Source organism: Nocardia concava NBRC 100430 (assembly GCF_000308815.1).
Lineage (GTDB): Bacteria > Actinomycetota > Actinomycetes > Mycobacteriales > Mycobacteriaceae > Nocardia > Nocardia concava.
This window is the reverse complement of record NZ_BAFX01000075.1, coordinates 108487-131155: the sequence shown is the minus strand read 5'-3', so window position 1 is coordinate 131155 and position 22669 is coordinate 108487. Positions and strand designations below refer to the sequence as shown.

Below are 22669 nucleotides of genomic sequence, written 5' to 3'. Positions count from 1 at the left end.
TCGAAGGAGCGAGCCGATGGCGCGGTCATGGTGGGGTTGGGGCAATGTCGAGGACGCCGTGATCGGAGCGGAGCGCGCCAAGCTGACTCAGCGGGTCGCGGCGATGATGCCGGGCGCGGATCTGACCGTGCACGAGCCGCCCGCACTGGAGTCCCTGCCGGTCCCCGCGCCGCGTATCGCAGCACCAGAGGCATTGGCGGCGTTGGCATCTCGGGATCTCGCCGATCGCGTCTCGCACGGAACCGGGCAGGCGTTCCGGGATGTGGTGCGCAATCTGCTCGGCCGCGTCGACAGTGTGCCCGATCTGGTGTTGCGGCCCGGGACCGAACAGGATGTCGTCGATGTGCTGGATTGGTGCACGGGTGCGGGGATCGCCGTGATTCCGTTCGGCGGAGGTACCTCGGTGGTCGGAGGTGTCGAACCGCGGGCTCTCGGGGACTACGCCGGGGTGGTGTCGCTGGATCTGGGCCGGTTGAATCGGGTCGTCGAGGTCGATCGCACCAGTCGTGCGGCACGGATACAGGCGGGGATTCTCGGGCCCGCGCTGGACGGCTCGTTGCGGCCGGAAGGATTGACCCTGCGTCACTTTCCGCAGTCGTTCGAGTTCTCCACGCTCGGCGGGTGGCTCGCCACCCGGGCGGGCGGGCATTTCGCGACCGTCTACACCCATATCGACGACATGGTCGAATCCATGCGGGTCGTGACGCCGACGGGGATCAGCGAATCACGTCGCTTGCCCGGTTCCGGTGCGGGGCCGTCGCCGGACCGCATTTTCCTCGGTTCCGAGGGCACGCTCGGTGTGATCACCGAGGCCTGGATGCGGCTGCAGGACCGCCCGCGTTGGCGCGCAACGGCTTCCGCGCTGTTCGACGACTACGGTTCGGCCGTGAACGCGACCCGCGTGATCGCGCAGTCGGGATTGTTCCCGACCAACTGCCGGCTGCTCGATCCCGCCGAGGCCTTCCTCAATGCCGGGACCGCGACCTCGGGTGGTGTGCTCGTGCTGGGATTCGAATCCGCCGATCATCCGGTGGACGAGCCGATGCGCCGGGCAGTGGAGATCTGCGGGGACTTCGGCGGCAGAGCGCCCGAGGGCGTCGCGTCGACCGACTCGGAGGAGAACTCGACGCCCGGCGGGGCGGCCGGGACCTGGCGGTCGTCGTTCCTGCGGATGCCCTATCAGCGTGACGCGCTCGCCGCGCAGTCGATGATCGTGGAGACCTTCGAAACCGCTTGCACCTGGGATCGATTCGAGCAGCTGCGGGCCGCAGTTCTGGACGCTGCGCAGGCCGCGTTCGCCGGGCTGGGGATCACGGGCGTGGTGACCTGCCGGTTCACCCACGTCTACCCGGATGGTCCCGCACCGTATTTCGGTATCTACGCCGCGGGTAGCTGGGGGCGGACCGTGGAGCAGTGGGATGAGATCAAAGCCGCTGTGTCGCAGGCCTTGGCGAGCAATGGCGGAACGATCACCCACCACCATGCGGTGGGACGCGATCACCGTCCCTGGTACGACCAGCAGCGGCCGGAACCCTTCGCCCGCGCGCTGCACGCGACGAAAGCCGCTCTGGATCCGGCGTACATCCTCAACCCGGGCGTACTGATCGACCGCGACGAGGCGGCGCGATGACAGGTCCCGCCGCGAGCCGCGCGGGTACCAAAGGCGTTCCGCGGGAGCAGCGTGAGCAGCAGCTGCTCGATATCGCCACCCTCGAGTTCGGTAACCGCGGCTACGCAAATGCCTCCCTCGCCGAAATCGTGTCAGCAGCAGGCGTTTCCAAGCCTCTTATCTACGCCTACTTCGGCTCCCGAGACGAGCTGCATGCCGCATGCGTGCATCGGGCGGGCAAGGTGCTGGTGGCCGCCGTCGCCGAGGCCCAGGCCGCGCAGGGCGCACACAACAAGGCCCTCGCGACCCTGACCGCGATCTTCCAGGCGCTCGACGGCCGCACCCAGAATTGGCGAATCATCTACGACAGCACCCTGCCCAGACCCGGTGCCGCCTACGAGACCGCCCGCCACTACCAAGACGCCCTCAACACCATGGGTTCCGAGGGCGTCGCCGAGATCCTCGCCGACGCCGGAATCCTCGGCCCGGAAGACCATTCCCTGCTGCTGACACTGTGGTTCAGCATCGTCTCCACCACGGTGTCGTGGTGGGGCGACCACCCGCAGAACACGCCCGAGGACATGACCGACCGCTGCGTGCGACTGTTCACCGCCGTGTCGACAGGATATGCGCGAGCCGACGAACCACCTCGGTCGCGATGACCGCTTGACCCGAGGTCGAGAAGTGGATCCGGTCCGCGCTCAGGAGATTCTCGCGGTCGTTGACCGGGTGGTCCCAGAAGTCGATGACGACGGCGTCGTACTCGGCGGCCACTCGCCTGGTGATGGCGTTCATCCCGCGAATTCGCTTGTCCCAGTCCGCGATTGTCGGCACGACAAAGGCTCTGCCGGGGATGAACGTCGTCAACAAGGCACGGGTGCCCGCTGCCCGGTCGTACATGAGACGCGTCGCCTTCTCGATCCGCTCGAAGTCCGGAGTGCGTCGGAAAATGTCGTTCGCGCCGGAGGGTAGATGCAGCAAGTCCGGACCGAATTCGGTGATGCGGTCGAGTTGGTGTGCGACGGTCTCGTCCGTGGTGACTCCGATTCGGGCTAGGTTGAGGTACTCCAGATCTGGACGCACCCGTCGCAGAATCTCGGCGACCCGATCGGACCAGCCCTTGTCGGCATATCCGGGCGTCGGGTCGCCGGTTCCGGCGGACAAGCTGTCGCCGACGACGCCGTATCGTCGCCATGGCGCGTCGAAAAGCAGTGCGGCGGAGGTCAATTCGGATTGGCAGAGTGGATCGGTTTGTTCGGTCAATGTCTGAACAGACATGGTCACCTTCTCGAGTTCGATTACGGCTGACGAGTGCGCGGCGTGATGCCGAAAGCTGTTGCCGCGCCGAGCACCGCGACTACGGCGATGAACAACCAGCCGTGCTGGAAGACGCTCACCATGCGGTCGGCCGGGACGTCGAGCGATCCGAGCAGCGCGACCAGGACGGCGACACCCAGCACATAGCCGAGCTGGCGAGCGGTGTTCACCACGGCACTGCCGGTCGCGGACTGGTCGGGCGGCAGATCCACCGCGGCGGAAGCGATCATGCTGGGCAGCGCGAGACCGATCCCGACGCCGGAAATCATCCAGCCCGGCAGCACATCGGCGGCGTAGTGCACCGGTGTGGACGCCGTGGCCAGTACGAGCACCACACCGAGTGCGAGCAGCAGATTCCCCACGGCCACAACGACACCGACCGGCATCCGCTTGATCAGGCGCTGGCTGACGGCGGCGAAGATCGGCACCATGAGCGGTCCGGGCATGATGGCCAGACCGGTCTCGATGGTGCTGAAGTGAGCCGCGTTCTCCAACCACAGGGCGATGCTGAGGAACCACGCGCCGAAGGCCGTGCAGAACGCCAGTACGGTCGCATTGGCCCAGACGAAGGTCGGAACCGCGAACAGGGCGGGCGAGACCACCGGATCCGAATGCCGCAACATCCGAACCACGAACAGGGCCACACTGACCGCTCCGAGAGCCAGTGCACCGACCGTTGCCGCACTGGCCCAAGACCATTCGCTGCTCTTTACCAGTCCTAGTGACAGTGCTCCGATCGCCACGATCAGCAGCGCCACCCCGAGCAGGTCCGGTACCCGAGCCGATATCCGCTGGCGCAGATTCGGCACCAGCCGCAGGGCCGCGATCCCGGCCACCACGCCCACCGGCAGATTGATCAAGAACACCCAGCGCCACGAGGCCTCGACCAGCGCTCCGCCGACGACCGGACCCACCGCCGCGGCGAAGGAAGACGTTGTCGCCCAGATCTTCACCGCGCCCGGCACCCGCGCGGGCGGCAGCACGGTGAGCAGCAATCCCAGACTGGCCGGAGTAAGCGCGGCCGCACCGACCGCCTGCAACACCCGGAACGCCACCAGCGCCCAGAGTGTCGGGGCCACCGCGCAGGCCAGGCTCGCCACCGTGAAAACGGCCAGCCCGACCAGGAATCCGGCCTTGCGCCCGAACCGGTCCGAGAATCGCCCGGCCGGAATCAGCAGGGCCGCATAGACAATCGCGTATCCATTGAGCACCCAGCTCACGTCGGCCAGTGACGAGCCTCGATACGACTCCCCGATCGCGGTGAACGCGACGTTCACGACGAAAACGTCCAGCATCGCCATGAAGGCGGCCGAACACAGGATCCATATGAGCGCTGTCGGGCGGTCCCGGACCGCCGGCGCTCTCTCGGTGGTCGCTGTCCCCGTCGCTGCTGTGCCATCCATCAGGCTTCCCTCCAAATCGGCACCGGCCTCGGCATCGCGCCGATTCTCACCGCTGCAATTCAAACAATACGGTCGCCCGTATGTAAATCACAAGAGCCTTTGACGTGCCGGAACGATGGCATACGATCGACTGTATGGATACCTCCGGCCCGGCGACGACCCCGGAAACCACCGACGGTCGGCTACAACGGGGCGCCCGATCGCGGCGTGCGGTGACCCGCCGCGCGGTCGATATCGCCTCCCTCGACGGACTCGACGGCCTCAGCTTCGGTCGCCTCTCCGACGACCTGAGCCTGAGCAAGGCCGGTATCCAAACCCTGTTCCGGACAAAGGAAGCCCTTCAGCTGGCCACCGCCGAGGCGGCCCGCGAAGCCTTCGTCGACGCGGTCATCCACCCCGCCCTCGACTCCCCCGCCGGCCTCCCCCGCCTCCGCGCCCTCATCGACAACTGGATCGAATACGCCTCGGCCCCACTGTTTCCCGGCGGCTGCTTCTGGGGCGCGAACCTCCCGATCTTCGACAGCCGCCCCGGCCCCGTCCGCGACGCGCTCCGGGACCAACAGCGCGCCTGGCTCACCACCCTCGCCACCCAATTCCGCCAAGCCGTCGACGCCGGTGAAATCCCCGAAACCGACCCCGACACAGCCGCTTTCCAGACGAGCGCCCTCCTCAACGCCCTCAACGTCTGCCTGCGCCTGGGCGACGACACCGCCACTGCGCTGACCCGCCGCGCGCTCGACTCCCTACTCCGCCCCTGACCCGTTCACCGCGAACCCATGTCGGCCGCGCCGTCGGGCGGGATGAGCCACCGCGCGAATGTCTGCTCCGGGCTCACCGTGATGACATCGGCCCGCTCCACGAGATCCCCCGGCACCCCGCCATTCTCGAAATGCTCGAGACTCGGCACGATAACCGCATCCACCCCCAAATTCGCCACCAACACCCGCAACCGATAAATCGGCCGATCGGTATGTGGCCCGAACACCGCCACCCTCCGCAAGTCATATCCCAACCGCGCGGCCAACCGCCGAATCCGCACCTCATCCCACTGCCGCCGCGCCCCCGACACATCCTCTCGCAGATAACCGATCGCCCCGGGAATCATGGTCCGCCCTCTCAGTGCTCGATACCGCTCGCCGCTTCGGATGGTGGATTCAGCTTCGGTCCACAGGAATTCAGCGGCAATGGCACTTTCGCTGGAGGCGGCGCGGAAGTGCCACCGGGCAATCAGTACTCGAGGTGGATGAGATCGGCGAGGGAGCGCATATCGGGGGTGAGGGTGCGGCGCTTGCCGATCATGCGGGTGAGGAGGTCCTTGGCCAAGCGTTGCTCGACGAGCCAGGGGCGGGCCTCGCGGGAGAGTTGAAGGAGGATGTCGAGGGCGGGGTCGGGGCGGTGCAGGGTCAGGTGCGCGTCGGCTACGTCGAGAAGGTGCCGGTTGCGATTGTCGGAGGTGGGGCGCAGGCCGGTGGGGACATCGCGAGCCAGGCGGAGCGCGAGGTCGGGGCGGTCGTCGATGACGGCGTTCTCGACGCGCTTCATGGCGACCGTGGCCGGGCCGAAGAGAGTCCAATAGTCGTGGTAGACGGTCGGTTCGCGCTTGACCGCGACGGCGGCGGCCTGGGCGAAGCGCATCATGTCCTCGGCGTCGTCGGGCCGGTTGTCGCGGATGGCGGCGGCCGAACCGCGCAGCAGCAGCCAGCCCCAGGTGGAGAGCTCGCGCTCGGAGGCGGTCGAAATTCGCGGCTCGATCCGGTCCGCCCACGTGACGGCGAGTTCGTCGACCTGCTGGAATCGCCGCTCCACCAGCAGCAGCCAGCACAGCGTGACGACAACGGAGGCGGCGTCGAGCACATCATCGGTTGATTCGGCGGCCGCCAGCGATCGTTCGAGAACCGTGCGCGCCGTGCGTAATTGCCGCGTCTGCACCATTACCGAGCCGGCGAGCTGCAGAATCCGAGCCTGCAGCCGAGGCGGGGCGCTGCCTGAGAATTCGACCAGCCCCGGCAGTACCCGCGCGAGTTGCTCGTAGTCGTTGTCGTGGTACATCCGCACGGCCGAATTCAGCGACTCCGCCACATCGCCTGCGGTGACCGGCTCTTCGGAGGAAGGCTCGCGCGGCGAATTTATGGCCCGCCGGGTCTCGGCCCAGAACTCGCCGTTGCGGCTTTCGGGCGGCCGCGGTTCGTCGCCGATCAGCGCCGTCAGCGGACACCCCAGCCCAACCGCGAGTCGCCGCAACGTCTCGATCCGGGCGTCGTCCCGCTCGCCCTGCTCGATCTTCCGAATGAACGACACCGAAACCCCGGACCCCGCAGCCAGTTCACGCTGCGTGAGCCCCCGCCGCTTCCGCACCGATCGCAAGCGCTGCCCCAGGTCGCCGCTCATGATTTCAGCGTAGAACCACCCGGCCCTGTCCCGCAGCGATCGGGAGGGCAGCGGGTCGGACAGAGGACGGGTCGACCGATCAGGACTTTTTCGTGTTGGAGAGGCCGAAAAGGGATTCGGCGGGGTGTGGGGTGGCGAGGGTGTTCAAGGCCTCGACTATTCGGCGTTCTTCCCAGCGGAAGTGGGATTCGAGGATTGCTGCCAAGCCGGATAGTTCGTGTTGGACGGTGGGGGCGTTGTTGGGTGTGAGGGTGGTTAGGAGGGTGTTCAGTTTGCGGATGATGTTGGCTACCAGGACGTGGTCTTCGCGGAGTTCTGTTAGTACCGGTGTCAGTTCGGGGAACTGGCGGCCCAGTTCGGCGAACGCGGTGTTGTCTTCGCTGGTGTGGTGGTTGGTGAGGGCTTGGCAGAAGGCTGTGCAGTGGGCTCGGAGGTTCGCGGGGCGGGATGTTTTGCCGGTGATGTAGGCGTCGAGTTCAGTTGTGAGGCGGGATAGTTCGGTGCGTAGCCAGTTGTGGACTTCGATCAGTTCTTGGCCGAGGGCTTGGGCACGATCCGTGTGGGGGTTGGGTCGGGGCATGGTGGGTCCTTTGATCGAGGGGTGGCGCGGCTCGACGCCGCGGCGGATGGCCACAGGGATGGGTCGGCGCTGCCGGTGAATTGGTGTGCTGCTCACGCGCGTAGGAGGCGCGCGGGAAATGGGGTCAGACGACCCGGATGTGTGGACCCATGGCAGCCTCCTCGATCACGGTGCCTCCATGCCAACCGCCGTCCACTTGGCGGCGTCACGCGACACCGCCGACCAGAATACCTGGACCGTCGGCGGCGACGGGGCAGCGCGTTATCCGATGGAGAACGGCAGTTTCGTGGCCAGGTCGCCCAGTTCGGCTCGCTGCGCGGCAGACGGGGTGCGGCGTCCGGTGCCGATCAGGAGCGCGTCTTCGTCGGAGAACGTTTGAGGGAACGTGGTGCCGGTGATCTGCTCCAGCATCTCGCGGGTTCGGGCGAGGCTCTCGGCGGATGGGCGCGGCACGTGGGGCAGGTGGGCGATCAGGTCGAGGTGGTGCAGGGTCCATTCCAGGACGTAGGCGTCGAGATAGTCGGCGGCGGTGAGGACTTGGTCGCGGGTGCTGACCCGCAGGGTCGGGTCGCACAGTTCGGCGGCGCGGCCCGCGGCCGAGCCGACATCGTCGAGGTGGAATTTCAGCAGGGCCGGGTCCTCGTAGGCGGCGGCCAGCCGGACGGTCAGGGCATCGAGTGGGTCGTCACCGGTCGGCGGTTTCGCGGGGACCTCCCAATAGGTCACCGCGTTGCGGGTCGGTTCGGACTCGGCGGGCGTCACAAGAGTGATCAGGACGTCCTGGGCGTCGATGATCAAGTGGCACACCAGGTCTCGCACCAGCCAGCCGGTGCAGCCGGAGGGCTGGGCGAAGTCCTCGTCCGAGAGGTCGGCGACCGCGGTGCGCAATGCTTTCCACGACTGCGAGAAGAGGTCCACCATCGCAAGCTAGCAGCCGCGGGGTCGCTACGCCGTCGGTGCTGGTTGCAGGCGGTCGCGGAGATAGGCGAGTATCTCGTCGCGAGCCTTGATCGTGGGGTGGCCTGCTTCGTCGACCAGGTGGGCGGTCACCACGCTGTGCGGTGTCTTGACGATGTGCTCGAAGAAGGGCGGCGGCTTGGGGTTGGCATGTTCGCCGGAGAGGACCCGGCCGTCGAATCGGTCGCCGAGGAGTTGGGTGTAGGCCGCGAAACGCTGGCCGGTGCACCACTTGTCATTGTCGAACCGGTAGGCCAGGGCGCGCAGGTCGTCGCGTTCGAACCGCTCCGCGATCGCCGTCGCGTCCTCGGGCGACAACTCCAGACCCGCCGGATCATCGAGCGGAAGCGACGGATGGTTGATGACCGGGGCGATGACCGCAGGTTCGAGAGTCATGGTGAGCGCGAAGTTCCCGGTGAAGCACATGCCCACCGCGCCGACGCCCGGACCGCCGGATTCGGCGTGCGCCAGGCGGGCGAGGGCGCGCAGCCAGGTGGCGATCGGGCTGGTGCCGCCGCCGGCGAAGGCGCGGAATTCCTTGCTGACGCACGCCTTCCGCATGATGGGCTCGCTGAGCTCCACCGACGGGTACGCGCCGTCGACGCCGAACAGCGACGGGATGTAAACGGTGAAACCCGCATCGCGCACCCAGCGGGCGAAGCGCGCCACGTCCGGGCTGATGCCCGGCATCTCGGGCATGACGATGACCGCGGGGCCGGTACCCGCGACGTAAACGGCCTTGTCATCACCCTCGAGGCTGATCACTCGCCGGGTGAAATCGGCGAGCGTGTCCTCGCGCGTTGAATTTTCGAGTTCCACAGTGGGATGTTAACCGGGATATTAACCGTGGAGGTAGCGAACCAGCGCCTCACGCTCGGTTTCCAGCTCGGAGATCTGGCTCTTGACCACATCGCCGATGCTGACCACGCCGATCATCCGGCCGTCCTGCAGGACCGGCAGATGGCGGATGCGGTGTTCGGTCATGGTGGCGTTGAGGGTCTCCACGTCATCGTCGGGTGCGCAGGTGTGGACCGCGGCGGTCATGATCGAGCTGACGGGCGCGTCCAGGAGGTCCGCGCCGTGAGTGTGCAGGCGGCGCACGATGTCTCGTTCGGAGACGATGCCCGCGATGCTGACGTCGTCGGCCGAGACGACGACCGCGCCGACGTTGTGCGCCGACAGGACCCTGAGCAGTTCACGCACAGTTGCATCCGGTGCAATCGTGACTACGCCGCTGCCCTTCCGGCGCAGAATTTCCGAGATTCGCATATGTCCACCGCCCAACGCTCGGGACTACCAACGGCTACCAGAATGACTCCGATGCCCGAGCGTGAACAGCAACGATTACGAGCAGATGCCTAACTGGAAGCAAGAGCATCGAGGGCGGATTCGATGGCGCGGTGGAAGGTCGGGTAGGCAAGGATCATCTGGCGCAGCGTCGCCGTCGGTACCTCGGCGTGGACCGCCACGGCCAAGGCGCTGAGCACCTCTCCGCCCTGCGGACCGGCCGAGGTCGCACCCACGAGCACGCCGCGATCGGCATCCTCGACGAGTTTGATGAAGCCGTCATTGCCCGCCTTGTGAATCCAACCGCGCGTGGAGGCAGGCACTTCCGTGCATCCGGTGCGGATTCGCAGTCCGGCGTCACGAGCTTGGGCCTCAGTCATACCGACCGCCCCGACTTCCGGATCGGTGAACGTCACCCTCGGCACGGCGCGATACTGGGCGACCTCGGTCCCGTCGCCGAGGATGTCCTGCGCTGCGATCCGAGCCTGATACATGGACACGTGGGTGAAAGCGCCCTCGCCCGCGATATCGCCGATGACCCACACCCTGTCGGCCGCTCGCATCCGATTGTCGACGGGGATTGACTTGGCCCCCTCGTCCAGCCCGACCGCCCCGATTCCCAAGGCCGCCAGATCGGTTCGCCGCCCCGTGGCGACCAGCAGGCGCTCGGCGCGCAGCGATTCACCATTGTCGAGTTCGAGGGTGAACTCCCGGCCATCGTGGCGAACGGCGCTGCCGCGCACGCCACTACGCACGTCGATGCCCTCGCGCTCGAACACCTTCGCCAGCAGCTCGCCTGCCTCGGGCTCATCCCGTGGCAGCAGTCGTCCGACCACGCTCACCCGCGCCCCGAAGCGCGCGAAGATCTGCGCGAACTCCACGCCCACCGGTCCCCCGCCGAGCACGATCAGCGATTCCGGCGCCTCGGTGACCGTCACCGCGTCCCGATTGGTCCAATACGGTGTCCCCGCCAGCCCGTCCAAGGGCGGAACCGCCGGAGCCGTACCCGGATTCAGCACGATGCCGCGCCCCGCCTGGAACACCCGATCACCGTGCTCGGTCGTCACGGTCACCTCGCCGGGCCCGGTGATCTTCCCCCAGCCGCGCACGAACGTCCCGCCCGCCTTCTCGAACCGCTCGACCGCGACGGTATCGTCCCAATCATCGGTGGCCTCCTCGCGAATCCGCCGAGCCACCGGCCCCCAATCGGCCGTCACGGCCGCCGTCCCCGCCATCCCGTCCACCCGCCGCGCCTCGGCGAGCAGCCCCGCCGACCGCACCATGATCTTGGTGGGAACACAGGCGTAGTAAGGGCATTCACCGCCCACCAGCCGCCCCTCGACCCCCACGACGTTGAGCCCGGCCCGAGCCACCCGCGTAGCCAGATCCTCACCGCCCGGTCCCATTCCGATGACGACGACATCCACGGATTCGGCTGGCACTAGCTCTCCTTCGTTCGGCGATCCGCTACGACGCTATCGCCCGTGCTGGGAGTCGAAGGTGAAGACCCGCCCGCCCAGCAGCAATTGGCTGCCGGGTTCCAGCACGGTCGCATGCCCGGGTGTCGCGCGCACCCAGTCGGATCGGCCCGGTGGGCGGACGTGGGTGCCGTTGGCGGAGCCTCGATCCATCACCAGGACATCCCATTCCACCAACCGGATTTCGGCGTGCACGCGGGACATGCCTCCCGAGGCGTCGGGGATACGGATCGCCTGCGCGCCGCGGCGGACCTGTTCGGAGCGCTCCGGTTCGCGGCCGATCACCAGATCGGAGTCCAGGACGTAGGAGGTTCCGTCGTCCAGGAGCAGCACGCCGAGCGGGGGCCGAATGCCCTCGGTCAGTACCAAGGTCAGCTGCTCCATACGGATACCGCACACCGCGCAGAACGACACGCGCGGATCGTTGAGATGCCCTTTCGCGCATTTGTATCCGTACACCAGCGTCCCCACGGCCGGAGTTGCGGGCGCTGCTACTTTGCGCGTACTGCCGGAATTCGGTTCCCGTCGACCTGAATTCGGCTCTGGCCGAGCGGGTTCGGGCCGGCCGTTGCGTGGTTCCGGATCGCGCACACGACGCCCGGAATCGACCCGTGCCCGGCGAAGTCCGGGTCCGCCACGGCGAGCGGGCTTTTCGGACTTCTCCCCCAGCCACAGCACCGCGCCCGAGCCCGGCATGCGCCCGGAGTTCAGCGACCACACACCCGGCTGCGGCAGATCTTCGCGCGGTGTCTCCTCGTCCACGAACACCGCGGCCGCCCGCATCGGTGCGGGGCTGACCACCCGGTCGACGGTGAATCCCGCGTCGCGGCCGTGCAATACCTCGCGATGGTCCTCGCCCTGGAGAATGGCGGTGACTCGCCCGTGCAGGAATACGGCCAGCCCGCGATTGCCCGGCGTGAGCACCCCGAACTCCACCCGTTCCTCGTCCTCACGACCCATGAGCCAGGTGCTCACCAATCGCGCGAAAGTGCGCCCGGTGCGGCGGGTTTCCCGCGAAGCCGCCTCGACAACCATTTCGAGCAGTTTGTCCAGCACCGCGACCGGCTCGGATTCGGCGGTCAGCGCTCTCGAATCCCGGTGGGCCACAACCACGACCACCCCGTCCTGGCTGGCCACCAGGTGCGGCCCGGGCACGACCTCCACGCGGCCGGTCATATGACCCGGCCCCCGTTGTACCGCCAGCGCGGCAGCAGCACCCGGATCGGACCGTTGACGAACATCCAGAACACCAGCCACGTCAGCGTGAAGTCGATGAGGAAGGCGAGCGCGCCCGGGCGCAGATTCCGCGGCAGCACGATTGCCGTGTAGCGCACCAGCATCCACATGAGTAGACCCTCGTTCACGATGGTCACCAGCCCGAACAAGGTCGGCCAGTCCTTGTCCCATCGGAACTGCTGGAGCCCGTGATACAGCAACTCCCACCCCACACCGACCAGTATCACCGCGATCAGCACGGTGAGGGTCACCCGGTAGCCCTGTTCGACCGACAGCCGCCCCATGGGTAGCAGCGGCGTCAGCACCGCCGCGACCAGGAATCCGATCACCCCGAGCACCAGCACGCGAGTCTGTATGCGCCCGTTCAGCGTCGGAGTCATTCCGCGATCTTCCGATTGTTGACCCACAGCCACCACTGCCGCACCGACCGCCACGGCGTCAACCGGCTACAGAATCCCAGGCGGGCCAGATCGTCGGCGATCTCGAGCGCCGCGTACTGCAACCCAAGAAATGAGTCCACCGCGGCGTAATAGCCACCCAGCGTGGCGCTGCCCGAGGCGTACATACGGCCGTTCCCGCTGCGCGTCCCGATCAACTCGAAGGTGCGGTCCACATCCAGCCGCCCGAGCGGATTGCGCCGCGCCCCCGCATGATCGAGCAGATCGGCCAGCAGCCGATGCTCGCGAATATCGGCCTCCAGACCGGTGCAGTCGATGATGTAGTCGGCATGGGTGTCGATCGGATGCGACGCCATCGGCAGCGACGAATCCGATTCCGGCAGCACCGTAGTCACCACCCCCGGCCGGGTCCGATCCGGCCGCAGATTCCGCGCCGACCCGACCATCACCTGATACCACCCCTGCGCTCGCCCGCGCGCCAGCTGCTCCTGCCATGCCGCCCGCTTGGGAGTCGTGGTGCCGCCCATGGTCTTCAACGCCTCGGCGCGCTCGCGCCCCTCGAGTTTGCGCAGGCGCTGCTTGAGCTGCCCACCGAAGGCGGCCTTGGGAAAGTTGAACGCCTGATACGCCCACCCGTCCCCGCCCGCACGCCGCGCCAAACCACTCGGCCCGTGCGGCCCGGCCACATAGGTCCGGAACAGATGCAGGATCTGGGTGTTCAGCCGCAGCCGATCCCGATCGTCGATCAGCCGCTGCAGCACCCGGCTGGCAACAATCCCGCTGCCGCGCACCATGACCGTCCCCGGCCGCCGCTGCAACGCCTCGTACACGTGCTCGTGCGGCTCATAGGCGTTCACCACCCGCGTCGGATCGCGATACCGCTCCCGATACTCCTGCAGATCCGGCAGCAACCGGAGCCCCGGATACCCGACCGCGATATGAACATAGCTGCTGCGGAACGCGATTCGCTTCGTCGCCGAGCGGCCCTCGGGTGGCGTGAAGACGGTGAAGTACCCGCCGCCGTACCGCTTGCGCACCATGCGTACTTGCCCTTTGTGCAAGGACCGCGCGAACTCCACCCGCTGGAACTCCCGCTCCAGCGCCGTGAACACCTGCCCCGCCCGCGGCGTGTAGTAATCGACGAAAACCGGCTCGGTCAGCACATTCCACAGCGGTTTCAGCGATTTGTCCGCTATCGCCTCTCTGACCGCATACGACGGGAACCCCCACAAATTGTCCGGCGTCCCGCCGGAGTCGCTGCGCAACCGCTCCCCACGCGGAATCTGCGACATCCGGGTCAGGTACTCGTACGACGCCCACGGGACATCCTGCGGCCCCAGTACCGCCATGGCCGCCCCCGGCACCCCGTAGATCCGCAACGCGTCGAACAGGGTGAACGACCCCAGCCCGCTGCCCACCGTCACCAGGGGCACATCGATGACCGGAATCCCCGCCTGCCCCACCAACTCATCGGTCCACACGTCGGTTTCGATGAGGCGTTGCGTGATGTCTCCCCTCATTTGCCGGATGCTACCGGTCGCGTCTTACCGATAGCCTGCCAACGACTTATTGCGAGACAGGCGATTCCGCGACGCGCCCACGAGTTCCGGCGAAGCTGCCCCGCGCGCCCCCACCAGCGACGTAGCATGCGGAACGTGGCCGAAGCCAAACGCCCCGCCGCGGTGCGGGTCCTCGTCTACAGCAATGACGCCGATACCCGGAGCCAGGTGATGCTGGCCCTGGGCAGACGGCCGCACCCGGAACTGCCGCCCATCGAGTACCTCGAGGTGGCCACCGGACCGGTCGTGATCGAGCGCATGGACGCGGGTGATCTGGATCTGCTGATCCTCGACGGCGAGTCGGCCCCGACCGGCGGGCTGGGTCTGGCCAAGCAGCTCAAGGACGAAATCGCCGACTGCCCACCGATAGTCGTGCTGACCGGCCGCCCCGACGATGCGTGGCTGGCCAATTGGTCGCGCGCCGAGGCCGCGGTCTCGCATCCCATCGACCCCATCCGGCTCACCGATGCCGTGCTCGGTGTGCTCGGCGGTAGCTTCGCGGCCTGACGCTCCATCTTCCGCGGCCTGATTCGGGGCCGATCTTCGCCAGCCCGGCGAACAGGGCATATCCACGTCACGTGACATCCGCGATTGCGTCGATTCGGTCATAAAAGACCGTTCCGAATTCGATCAAACGCAATCGCGAATCGTCATGTATCTTCTGGTCCGGGTTGTAATCTGTGCCGTAGCTCACACGAGCGCGGGCATCGGTATCAATGACGATCACACCGAATCAATGACACCGCCGCCTCACTCGCTGCTGCCATCCGTCATGCGTTGTCCAGCTCGCAGGAGGGGTAGTTCCGTTGTGAATATAGAAGTGCCGACCCTTGTACTCGGTGCGGTCGCCGCCGCGTTCGGGGTGTTCTCGATCTTCCTGGCGGCCCTCATCGGCCCCAAGCGCTACAACCGGGCCAAGCTCGAAGCCTACGAATGCGGTATCGAACCCACGCCCCACGCCGTCGCCGGCGGGCCGGGAAATGCTGCGGGCCAACGCTTTCCGGTCAAGTACTACCTGACCGCCATGCTGTTCATCATCTTCGACATCGAGATCGTGTTCCTCTACCCGTGGGCCGTGCACTTCGATGCGCTCGGAGTGTTCGGACTGGCGGCGATGGCGTTGTTCATCTTCAACGTCTCGGTCGCCTACGCCTACGAGTGGCGGCGCGGCGGGCTCAGCTGGGACTGATTGGCGCACAACGGGTATCGCGCCACCGGTTGGTTCGATGACAAGCGCCGATCCACGTACAAGACGCCCCGCACTCGCCGGGGCGTCCCGATCCGGGAGATGTAGTCCGACATGGGTCTCGAGGAGAAACTGCCCAGCGGGTTCCTGCTGAGCACGGTGGAAGATTTGGCCGGCTATCTGCGCAAGAGTTCGCTGTGGCCGGCGACGTTCGGCTTGGCGTGCTGCGCGATCGAGATGATGGCCACCGGCGGCGGGCGATTCGATATCGCCCGCTTCGGCATGGAGGCGTTCCGCGCCTCCCCGCGCCAGGCCGATCTGATGATCGTGGCGGGCCGGGTGAGCCAGAAGATGGCCCCGGTGCTGCGCCAGGTCTACGACCAGATGACCGAACCGAAATGGGTGCTGGCCATGGGCGTCTGCGCATCCTCGGGCGGCATGTTCAACAACTACGCCATCGTGCAGGGCGTCGACCACATCGTGCCGGTCGACATCTACCTGCCCGGCTGCCCGCCGCGGCCGGAGATGCTGTTGAACGCGATCCTGAAGCTGCACGAGAAGATTCAGGAGATGCCGCTGGGCGTCAATCGCGAGGAGGCCGTGCGCGCGGCCGAGGCCGCCGCGCTGGCCAGCACCCCGACCATTCAGCTGAAGGGGCTGCTGCGATGACCTTCGATGCACCCGCCGGCACGGAATCTCCCCCGGAGGATGCCGTGAAACCACACGGTGAGAACACCCCGTCCAATCCGTACGAGCCGGACGAAACCCCCGCTGCCGCACCGGAATCACCGGCTGCGGCCGCTCCCGTCGATGAGGTCATCGGCGTCCGGCGCGGCATGTTCGGCGTCAAGGGCACCGGCGACACCTCGGGCTACGGCCGCCTGGTGCGCACCATCAAGCTGCCCGGCGGCACCCCGCCACCCTACGGCGGCTACCTCGACGAGATCGTGGTGGAACTGCGAAACGCGTTGACGGCGGCTCGTTTCGAGGAGGCCATCGAGCGGATCATCGTCTTCCGGGGCGAACTCACGCTGCATGTGCGCCGCGAACACCTGCTCGAGGTGGCGAAGACCTTGCGCGACAACGAGGCCCTGCGCTTCGAACTGTGCCTGGGCGTCAACGGAGCGCACTACCCCGACGACAAGGACCGCGAACTGCACGCGGTCTATCCGCTGAACTCCATCACCCACAACCGCCGGGTGCGCCTGGAAGTGTCGGTGCCGGACGCCGATCCGCACATCCCGTCGCTGTATTCGGTCTATCCGACCAATGACTGGCACGAGCGGGAGACCTACGACTTCTTCGGCATCCTCTTCGACGGCCACCCGTCGCTGACCCGCATCGCCATGCCCGACGACTGGCGTGGCCACCCGCAGCGCAAGGACTATCCGCTCGGCGGAATCCCGGTCGAATACAAGGGCGCGCGCATCCCGCCGCCCGATGAGCGGAGGTCGTACTCCTGATGAACGACATCGACACCAAGTCCCAGTCCGCCACCGCGGATCGCCCCGAACGAGCGGTCACCGTCGTCGGCAACGACTGGGACGAGATTCGCACTGCCCTCGACGGGGTCGCCGAGGAACGCATCGTCGTGAACATGGGCCCGCAGCACCCCTCCACCCACGGGGTGCTGCGGCTCATTCTCGAAATCGAGGGTGAGACCGTCACCGAGGCGCGCTGCGGCATCGGATACCTGCACACCGGAATCGAGAAGAACCTCGAGTACCGGCCGTGGGTGCAGGGCACCACCTTCGTCACCCGCATGGACTATCTGTCGCCGTTCTTCAACGAGACGGCGTACTGCCTGGGCGTGGAGAAGCTGCTCGACATCACCGACGATATTCCCGAGCGCGCCAATGTCATTCGCGTCATGCTCATGGAGCTCAACCGCATCTCCTCGCACCTGGTGGCGCTGGCCACCGGCGGCATGGAGCTGGGTGCGCTCACCCCGATGCTGTTCGGGTTCCGCGAGCGCGAACTCATCCTGGACGTGTTCGAGACCATCACCGGTCTGCGCATGAACCACGCCTACATCCGGCCCGGCGGCGTCGCCCAGGATCTGCCCGACGACGGCGTGCAGAAGGTGCGCGAGCTGCTGGACCTGCTGCCGAAGCGGTTGCGGGACATGGAGTTGCTGCTCAACGAGAACCCCATCTGGAAGGCCCGCACCCGCAATGTCGGCTACCTGGACCTGACCGGCTGCATGGCGCTCGGCGTCACCGGTCCGGTGCTGCGGGCCACCGGGCTGCCGCACGATCTGCGCAAGTCCCAGCCGTACTGCGGTTACGAGAACTACGAATTCGACGTCCAGGTCGACACCGGCTGCGACTGCTACGGCCGCTACCTCATCCGCGTCAACGAGATGAAGGAGTCGGTGAAGATCGTCGAGCAGTGCCTCGACAAGCTGCGGCCGGGCCCGGTCATGGTGGAGGACAAGAAGATTGCATGGCCTGCCGACTTGCAGCTCGGGCCGGACGGTCTCGGCAACTCGCCCAAGCACATCGGCAAGATCATGGGCACCTCCATGGAGGCGCTCATCCACCACTTCAAGCTGGTGACCGAGGGGCTGCGCGTCCCGCCCGGTCAGGTGTACGTGGCGGTGGAATCCCCGCGCGGTGAGCTGGGCGTGCACATGGTGTCCGACGGCGGCACCCGGCCGTATCGGGTCCACTACCGCGACCCCTCTTTCACGAATCTGCAAGCGGTGGCGGCGATGTGCGAGGGCGGCCTGGTCGCCGACGTGATCGCCTCCGTCGCCTCCATCGACCCGGTGATGGGTGGTGTCGACCGTTGACCGAGATCCTTTTGAATCTGACCGTGCGGCCCATCCCGTATCCGGAGAAGGTGCACGACCGGCTGCAGGTGGAGGCGCAGGAGATCATCGCGCGATACCCGCAGTCGCGTTCGGCACTGCTTCCCCTTTTGCATCTGGTGCAATCGGTGGAGGGGTATGTGTCGGGCACCGGCATCGAATTCTGTGCCGAGCAGCTGGGATTGACCGATGCCGAGGTCACCGCGGTGGCCACGTTCTATTCGATGTACCGGCGTACGCCGACCGGTGACTATCACGTCGGTGTCTGCACGAACACACTGTGTGCAGTCATGGGCGGGGACGAGATCCTCGCGGAACTCAAGCAGCACTTGGGGATCAAGCACGGCGAGACGACCGCCGACGGGGCGGTCACCCTCGAGCACATCGAGTGCAATGCTGCCTGCGATTACGCGCCCGTGGTGATGGTCAACTGGGAGTTCTTCGACAACCAGACCCCGGAATCGGCCAAGGAGCTGGTGAATTCGCTGCGACGCGGCGAGCCGGTGACCGGATCGCGCAGCGGCATTCCGCTGTGCACCTTCCGTGAGACCGCCCGCATTCTCGCCGGATACGAGGATCAGCGGCCCGGGGCCACCGACGGCGCGGCCGGGCCCGCGACCCTCGCCGGTCTGCAGGTCGCCGAACAGGATTCGACCGACGGAGGCGCTCAGTGACGACCGCTCTCACCCCCGTCCTCTCCAAGCACTGGGCCGATCCCGAGGGCTGGACCCTGGCGGCGTATCGCCGTCAGGGCGGCTACCGGGCGCTGCCCAAGGCGCTGAAGATGCAGCCGGACGAGGTCATCGCCACGGTCAAGGACTCCGGTCTGCGCGGCCGTGGCGGCGCGGGCTTCCCCACCGGCATGAAGTGGGGCTTCATTCCGCAGGGCCCCGGACCCGAGGGCGCGCCCACCAAGCCGCACTACCTGGTGGTCAACGCCGATGAGTCGGAACCGGGTACCTGCAAGGACATTCCGCTCATGCTGGCGACGCCGCACACCCTCATCGAGGGCGTCATCATCGCCGCCTATGCCATCCGCGCCTCGCACGCGTTCATCTACGTGCGGGGCGAAGTCGTGAATGTGCTGCGCCGGTTGCAGGCCGCGGTCCAACAGGCTTATGCGGCAGGCTATCTCGGGCAGAACATCCAGGGCTCGGGCTACGACCTGGAGATCGTGGTGCATGCCGGTGCGGGCGCGTACATCTGCGGTGAGGAGACCGCGCTGCTGGATTCGCTCGAGGGCCGCCGCGGCCAGCCGCGTCTGCGTCCCCCGTTCCCGGCCGTGGCGGGTCTCTACGCCTGCCCGACCGTGGTCAACAATGTGGAATCCATTGCGTCCGTGCCGTCTATCATCGCCAATGGCGTGGAGTGGTTCCGGTCCTTCGGCACCGAGAAGTCGCCCGGATTCACCCTCTACTCGCTCTCGGGTCACGTGACGCGACCGGGGCAGTACGAAGCACCCCTCGGAATCACGTTGCGGGAGTTGCTGAAATACGCGGGCGGCGTCCGCAAGGGCCACACGCTGAAGTTCTGGACCCCGGGCGGCTCAAGCACGCCGATCTTCACCGACGAGCACCTCGACGTCGCCCTCGACTACGAGGGCGTCTCGGCGGCGGGCTCGATGCTGGGCACCAAGGCGCTCCAGATCTTCGACGACACCACGTGTGTCGTGCGTGCGGTGCTGCGCTGGACCGAGTTCTACGCCCACGAATCCTGCGGCAAGTGCACCCCCTGCCGCGAGGGCACCTACTGGCTGGTCCAGTTGCTGCAGCGCCTGGAGAACGGCCAGGGTCACGAAACCGATCTGGCCAAGCTGGCGGATATCGCCGACAACATCAACGGCAAATCCTTCTGCGCCCTCGGTGACGGTGCGGCCAGCCCGATCTTCTCCTCCCTGAAGTACTTCCGCGACGAGTACGCCGAGCACATCCGCCTCGGCGCCTGCCCGTTCGACCCGGCCCGGTCCACCGTCTGGGCCCAAGGAGCGCGATGACCTCGACAGTGAGCTCCACAACCGGCGGCGGGGTGGCACCCGCCGACATGGTGACCGTAACCATCGACGGCACGGAGGTTTCCGTGCCCGCGGGGACGCTGGTGATCCGGGCCGCCGAGCTCATCGGCACCCAGATCCCGCGCTTCTGCGACCATCCGCTGCTGGACCCGGTCGGCGCGTGCCGGCAGTGCCTGGTAGAGGTCGAAGGGCAGCGCAAGCCCGTCGCCTCCTGCACCCAGGTGGTGGCCGACGGCATGGTGATCCACACCCAGCTGTCCTCCCCTGTCGCCGCCAAATCGCAGGAGGGGGTGATGGAGCTGCTGCTCATCAACCATCCCCTCGACTGCCCGGTGTGCGACAAGGGCGGTGAGTGCCCGCTGCAGAACCAGGCCATGTCCAACGGCCGCGCCGAATCCCGCTTCGACGGCGAGAAGCGCACCTACCCCAAGCCGATCCCGCTGTCGGCAGCCATCCTGCTGGACCGGGAGCGCTGCGTGCTGTGTGCACGCTGCACCCGGTTCTCGCAACAGGTGGCCGGTGATCCGTTCATCGAACTGATGGATCGCGGTGCGCTGCAACAGGTCGGCATCGCGGCCGGGGAGCCGATGGACTCCTACTTCTCCGGCAATACCGTGCAGATCTGCCCGGTGGGCGCGCTCACCGGCAGCACCTACCGATTCCGGGCACGGCCGTTCGACCTGGTGTCGAGCCCGGCTGTGTGCGAGCACTGCGCCTCCGGGTGCGCGCAGCGCACCGATCACCGGCGCGGCAAGGTCATGCGGCGGCTCGCCGGTGATGACCCGCAGGTCAATGAGGAATGGAACTGCGACAAGGGACGATTCGCGTTCGCCTACGCCACCGAGCAGGACCGGCTCACCACGCCGCTGGTCCGCAGCTGGGACGGCAGCCTGCAGCCCGCGTCGTGGTCGGAGGCCATCAACGCCGCCGCGCGCGGATTGGCTTCGGCGCGCGGGAATGCCGGTGTGCTGCTGGGCGGTCGCGTCACCCTCGAGGACGCCTACGCCTACTCGAAGTTCGCGCGGGTCGCGTTGAACACCAACGACATCGACTTCCGGGCGCGCGAGCACTCCGGTGAGGAGGCCGACTTCCTGGCCGCCCGCATCGCCGGACAGGGTGTCACGGTCGACTACGCGGCCCTGGAGCGTGCACCGTTCGTGCTCCTGGTCGGGTTCGAGGCCGAAGAGGAATCGCCGATCGTGTACCTGCGGCTGCGGAAGGCGGCCCGCAAGAACGGGACACCGATCTACTCGCTCGCCCCGTACGTGACGCGGGGTCTGCAGCGGATGTCGGGCACCCTGCTGCTCACCGCGCCCGGCGCCGAGCCGCACGTGCTCGAATCCATCCGGACCGGCGAAACCGATGAGACCACAGCCGGTTACACGCGCCTGGGCGAGGTCGCCTCGCTGCTGCGCGAGCCCGGCGCGATCATCCTGGTCGGTGAGCGGCTCGGCGGCATCCCGGGCGGACTGTCCGCCGCGGCGCGGCTCTCCGACGAGACCGGCGCGGCTCTCGCCTGGATTCCCCGGCGGGCCGGGGAACGCGGCGCACTCGAGGCCGGTGCACTGCCGGTGCTACTGCCCGGCGGGCGTCCCATCGCGGATCCCGCTGCGCGCCACCAGGTTCGGGAAGCCTGGAACTGCGAGGACCTCCCCGTGACCCCGGGCCGGGACACCTCCGCCATCCTGGCCGCGGCACCGACGCTGGGCGCGCTGCTCATCGGCGGCGTCGAGGTCGGCGATATGCCGGACCCGCATGCCGCGCTGCGGGCCATCGACGCCGCCAGCTTCGTGGTGTCGATGGAATTGCGGCGCAGCGATATCAGCGACCGCGCGGATGTCGTCTTCCCGGTGGCCTCGGCCATGGAGAAGGCGGGCACCTTCCTCACCTGGGAGGGCCGCCACCGCCAGTTCGATGCCGCCCTGCGTGATTCCACCGTGCGCCGCGAGGCCGCGCCGATGGCCGAATACCGGGTCCTCGACGCCATCGCCGCGGATATGGGCATTCGCCTCGGCCTGCCCGACGCCGCCAGTGCCCGAGCCGAATTGGCGGATCTGGGCGCGTGGGACGGGGCGCCCGCCGCGACTCCGGTGCACCGCCCGCACCCGATCGCCCAGCCGAATCCGGGCACCGCGGTGCTGTCGTCGTGGCGCATGCTCATCGACCGCGGCCGACTGCAGGACGGCGAACCCAACCTGGCCGGGACCGCCCGCACCCCCGTGGTGCGGCTGTCGGCCCACACCGCCGCCGAAATCGGCGCCACCACAGGCGATCCGGTGACGGTCGGCAACGATCACGGCCACATCACCCTGCCCCTGGTCATCACCGAGATGCCCGATCGCGTGGTGTGGCTGCCCATGAATTCCCCCGGGTCGGACGTGCTGGTGCAACTCGGCACCACACCCGGCCACCTCGTGCGCATCCGTCGGGAGGACCACCGTGAGTGAC

General features: G+C 67.3%; 23 protein-coding genes. 11 read left to right on the top strand and 12 right to left on the bottom strand.

Annotation, left to right across the window (positions count from 1 at the left end; all coding sequences use genetic code 11):
• The first annotated feature begins 16 nt into the window (after window positions 1-16).
• Entirely contained in the window at window positions 17-1630 is a 1614-nt protein-coding gene (locus ON43_RS16450; protein ID WP_040808343.1) for an FAD-binding oxidoreductase, read from the top strand.
• On the top strand, window positions 1627-2271 hold the full coding sequence (locus ON43_RS16445) for a TetR/AcrR family transcriptional regulator (protein ID WP_051178514.1): 645 nt from the start codon (window positions 1627-1629) through the stop codon (window positions 2269-2271). Before ON43_RS16450 ends, ON43_RS16445 begins: the two co-directional genes overlap by 4 nt.
• On the opposite strand, the gene ON43_RS16440 is transcribed toward ON43_RS16445, so the two are convergent.
• Window positions 2216-2887, bottom strand: a complete 672-nt coding sequence (locus ON43_RS16440; RefSeq protein WP_040808342.1) for an SGNH/GDSL hydrolase family protein — start codon at window positions 2885-2887, stop codon at window positions 2216-2218. The genes ON43_RS16445 and ON43_RS16440 overlap by 56 nt on opposite strands.
• 20 nt (window positions 2888-2907) lie before the next feature.
• Entirely contained in the window at window positions 2908-4329 is a 1422-nt protein-coding gene (locus ON43_RS16435; RefSeq protein WP_040808617.1) for a DHA2 family efflux MFS transporter permease subunit, read from the bottom strand.
• A 134-nt stretch (window positions 4330-4463) separates the two neighbouring features.
• Here ON43_RS16435 and ON43_RS16430 point away from each other — a divergent pair, with 134 nt between their 5' ends.
• Window positions 4464-5087 (top strand): TetR/AcrR family transcriptional regulator, encoded by a 624-nt coding sequence (locus ON43_RS16430; RefSeq protein WP_040808341.1) that lies wholly within the window; start codon window positions 4464-4466, stop codon window positions 5085-5087.
• 5 nt (window positions 5088-5092) lie between these two features.
• Here ON43_RS16430 and ON43_RS46225 read toward each other — a convergent pair whose 3' ends face one another.
• The 10 genes from ON43_RS46225 to ON43_RS16380 all read right to left on the bottom strand — a co-directional run bounded on the left by ON43_RS46225 (window position 5093) and on the right by ON43_RS16380 (window position 14173).
• A complete protein-coding gene (locus tag ON43_RS46225) occupies window positions 5093-5236 on the bottom strand; it encodes a hypothetical protein (protein WP_245568622.1) in 144 nt (47 codons plus the stop codon).
• A gap of 320 nt (window positions 5237-5556) precedes the next feature.
• Window positions 5557-6717: a helix-turn-helix domain-containing protein gene (locus tag ON43_RS16420; RefSeq protein WP_040808340.1), complete on the bottom strand. Its 1161-nt coding sequence runs from the start codon at window positions 6715-6717 to the stop codon at window positions 5557-5559.
• Window positions 6718-6796: 79 nt separating this feature from the next.
• Window positions 6797-7297, bottom strand: a complete 501-nt coding sequence (locus ON43_RS16415) for a hemerythrin domain-containing protein (protein ID WP_051178572.1) — start codon at window positions 7295-7297, stop codon at window positions 6797-6799.
• 261 nt (window positions 7298-7558) lie between these two features.
• On the bottom strand, window positions 7559-8215 hold the full coding sequence (locus ON43_RS16410; RefSeq protein ID WP_040808613.1) for a maleylpyruvate isomerase N-terminal domain-containing protein: 657 nt from the start codon (window positions 8213-8215) through the stop codon (window positions 7559-7561).
• A 27-nt stretch (window positions 8216-8242) separates the two neighbouring features.
• A complete protein-coding gene (locus ON43_RS16405) occupies window positions 8243-9073 on the bottom strand; it encodes a dienelactone hydrolase family protein (protein WP_040808338.1) in 831 nt (276 codons plus the stop codon).
• Window positions 9074-9094: 21 nt separating this feature from the next.
• Window positions 9095-9523, bottom strand: coding sequence for a CBS domain-containing protein (locus tag ON43_RS16400; RefSeq protein WP_040808337.1), 429 nt, complete (start codon window positions 9521-9523; stop codon window positions 9095-9097).
• A gap of 89 nt (window positions 9524-9612) precedes the next feature.
• On the bottom strand, window positions 9613-10983 hold the full coding sequence (locus ON43_RS16395; RefSeq protein ID WP_040808336.1) for a dihydrolipoyl dehydrogenase family protein: 1371 nt from the start codon (window positions 10981-10983) through the stop codon (window positions 9613-9615).
• 33 nt (window positions 10984-11016) lie between these two features.
• Window positions 11017-12195 (bottom strand): FHA domain-containing protein, encoded by a 1179-nt coding sequence (locus ON43_RS16390; RefSeq protein ID WP_040808334.1) that lies wholly within the window; start codon window positions 12193-12195, stop codon window positions 11017-11019.
• Window positions 12192-12635, bottom strand: a complete 444-nt coding sequence (locus tag ON43_RS16385; RefSeq protein ID WP_040808333.1) for a hypothetical protein — start codon at window positions 12633-12635, stop codon at window positions 12192-12194. The genes ON43_RS16390 and ON43_RS16385 overlap by 4 nt, the downstream gene beginning before the upstream one ends.
• Complete coding sequence (locus tag ON43_RS16380; RefSeq protein WP_051178513.1) at window positions 12632-14173, bottom strand: hypothetical protein; 1542 nt, start codon at window positions 14171-14173, stop codon at window positions 12632-12634. The genes ON43_RS16385 and ON43_RS16380 overlap by 4 nt, the downstream gene beginning before the upstream one ends.
• 126 nt (window positions 14174-14299) lie before the next feature.
• Here ON43_RS16380 and ON43_RS16375 point away from each other — a divergent pair, with 126 nt between their 5' ends.
• From ON43_RS16375 to ON43_RS16340, 8 genes are all read left to right on the top strand, one after another.
• The gene (locus ON43_RS16375; RefSeq protein ID WP_040808332.1) at window positions 14300-14719 is read left to right on the top strand and encodes an Rv3143 family two-component system response regulator; all 420 of its coding nucleotides are present in this window, start codon (window positions 14300-14302) and stop codon (window positions 14717-14719) included.
• 301 nt (window positions 14720-15020) lie between these two features.
• Window positions 15021-15401, top strand: coding sequence for an NADH-quinone oxidoreductase subunit A (locus tag ON43_RS16370; RefSeq protein ID WP_033090134.1), 381 nt, complete (start codon window positions 15021-15023; stop codon window positions 15399-15401).
• A gap of 111 nt (window positions 15402-15512) precedes the next feature.
• On the top strand, window positions 15513-16067 hold the full coding sequence (locus tag ON43_RS16365; protein WP_040808330.1) for a NuoB/complex I 20 kDa subunit family protein: 555 nt from the start codon (window positions 15513-15515) through the stop codon (window positions 16065-16067).
• Window positions 16064-16861 carry an NADH-quinone oxidoreductase subunit C gene (locus tag ON43_RS16360; protein WP_083913462.1) on the top strand — a complete coding sequence of 266 codons (798 nt, stop codon included), beginning with the start codon at window positions 16064-16066 and terminating at the stop codon, window positions 16859-16861. Before ON43_RS16365 ends, ON43_RS16360 begins: the two co-directional genes overlap by 4 nt.
• A complete protein-coding gene (gene nuoD / locus ON43_RS16355) occupies window positions 16861-18192 on the top strand; it encodes an NADH dehydrogenase (quinone) subunit D (protein WP_040808329.1) in 1332 nt (443 codons plus the stop codon). Before ON43_RS16360 ends, nuoD begins: the two co-directional genes overlap by 1 nt.
• The gene (gene nuoE / locus ON43_RS16350; RefSeq protein WP_040808327.1) at window positions 18189-18884 is read left to right on the top strand and encodes an NADH-quinone oxidoreductase subunit NuoE; all 696 of its coding nucleotides are present in this window, start codon (window positions 18189-18191) and stop codon (window positions 18882-18884) included. The genes nuoD and nuoE overlap by 4 nt, the downstream gene beginning before the upstream one ends.
• Complete coding sequence (gene nuoF, locus ON43_RS16345) at window positions 18881-20203, top strand: NADH-quinone oxidoreductase subunit NuoF (protein WP_040808325.1); 1323 nt, start codon at window positions 18881-18883, stop codon at window positions 20201-20203. The genes nuoE and nuoF overlap by 4 nt, the downstream gene beginning before the upstream one ends.
• The gene (locus tag ON43_RS16340) at window positions 20200-22668 is read left to right on the top strand and encodes an NADH-quinone oxidoreductase subunit G (RefSeq protein WP_083913461.1); all 2469 of its coding nucleotides are present in this window, start codon (window positions 20200-20202) and stop codon (window positions 22666-22668) included. Before nuoF ends, ON43_RS16340 begins: the two co-directional genes overlap by 4 nt.
• Window position 22669 lies beyond the last annotated feature (1 nt).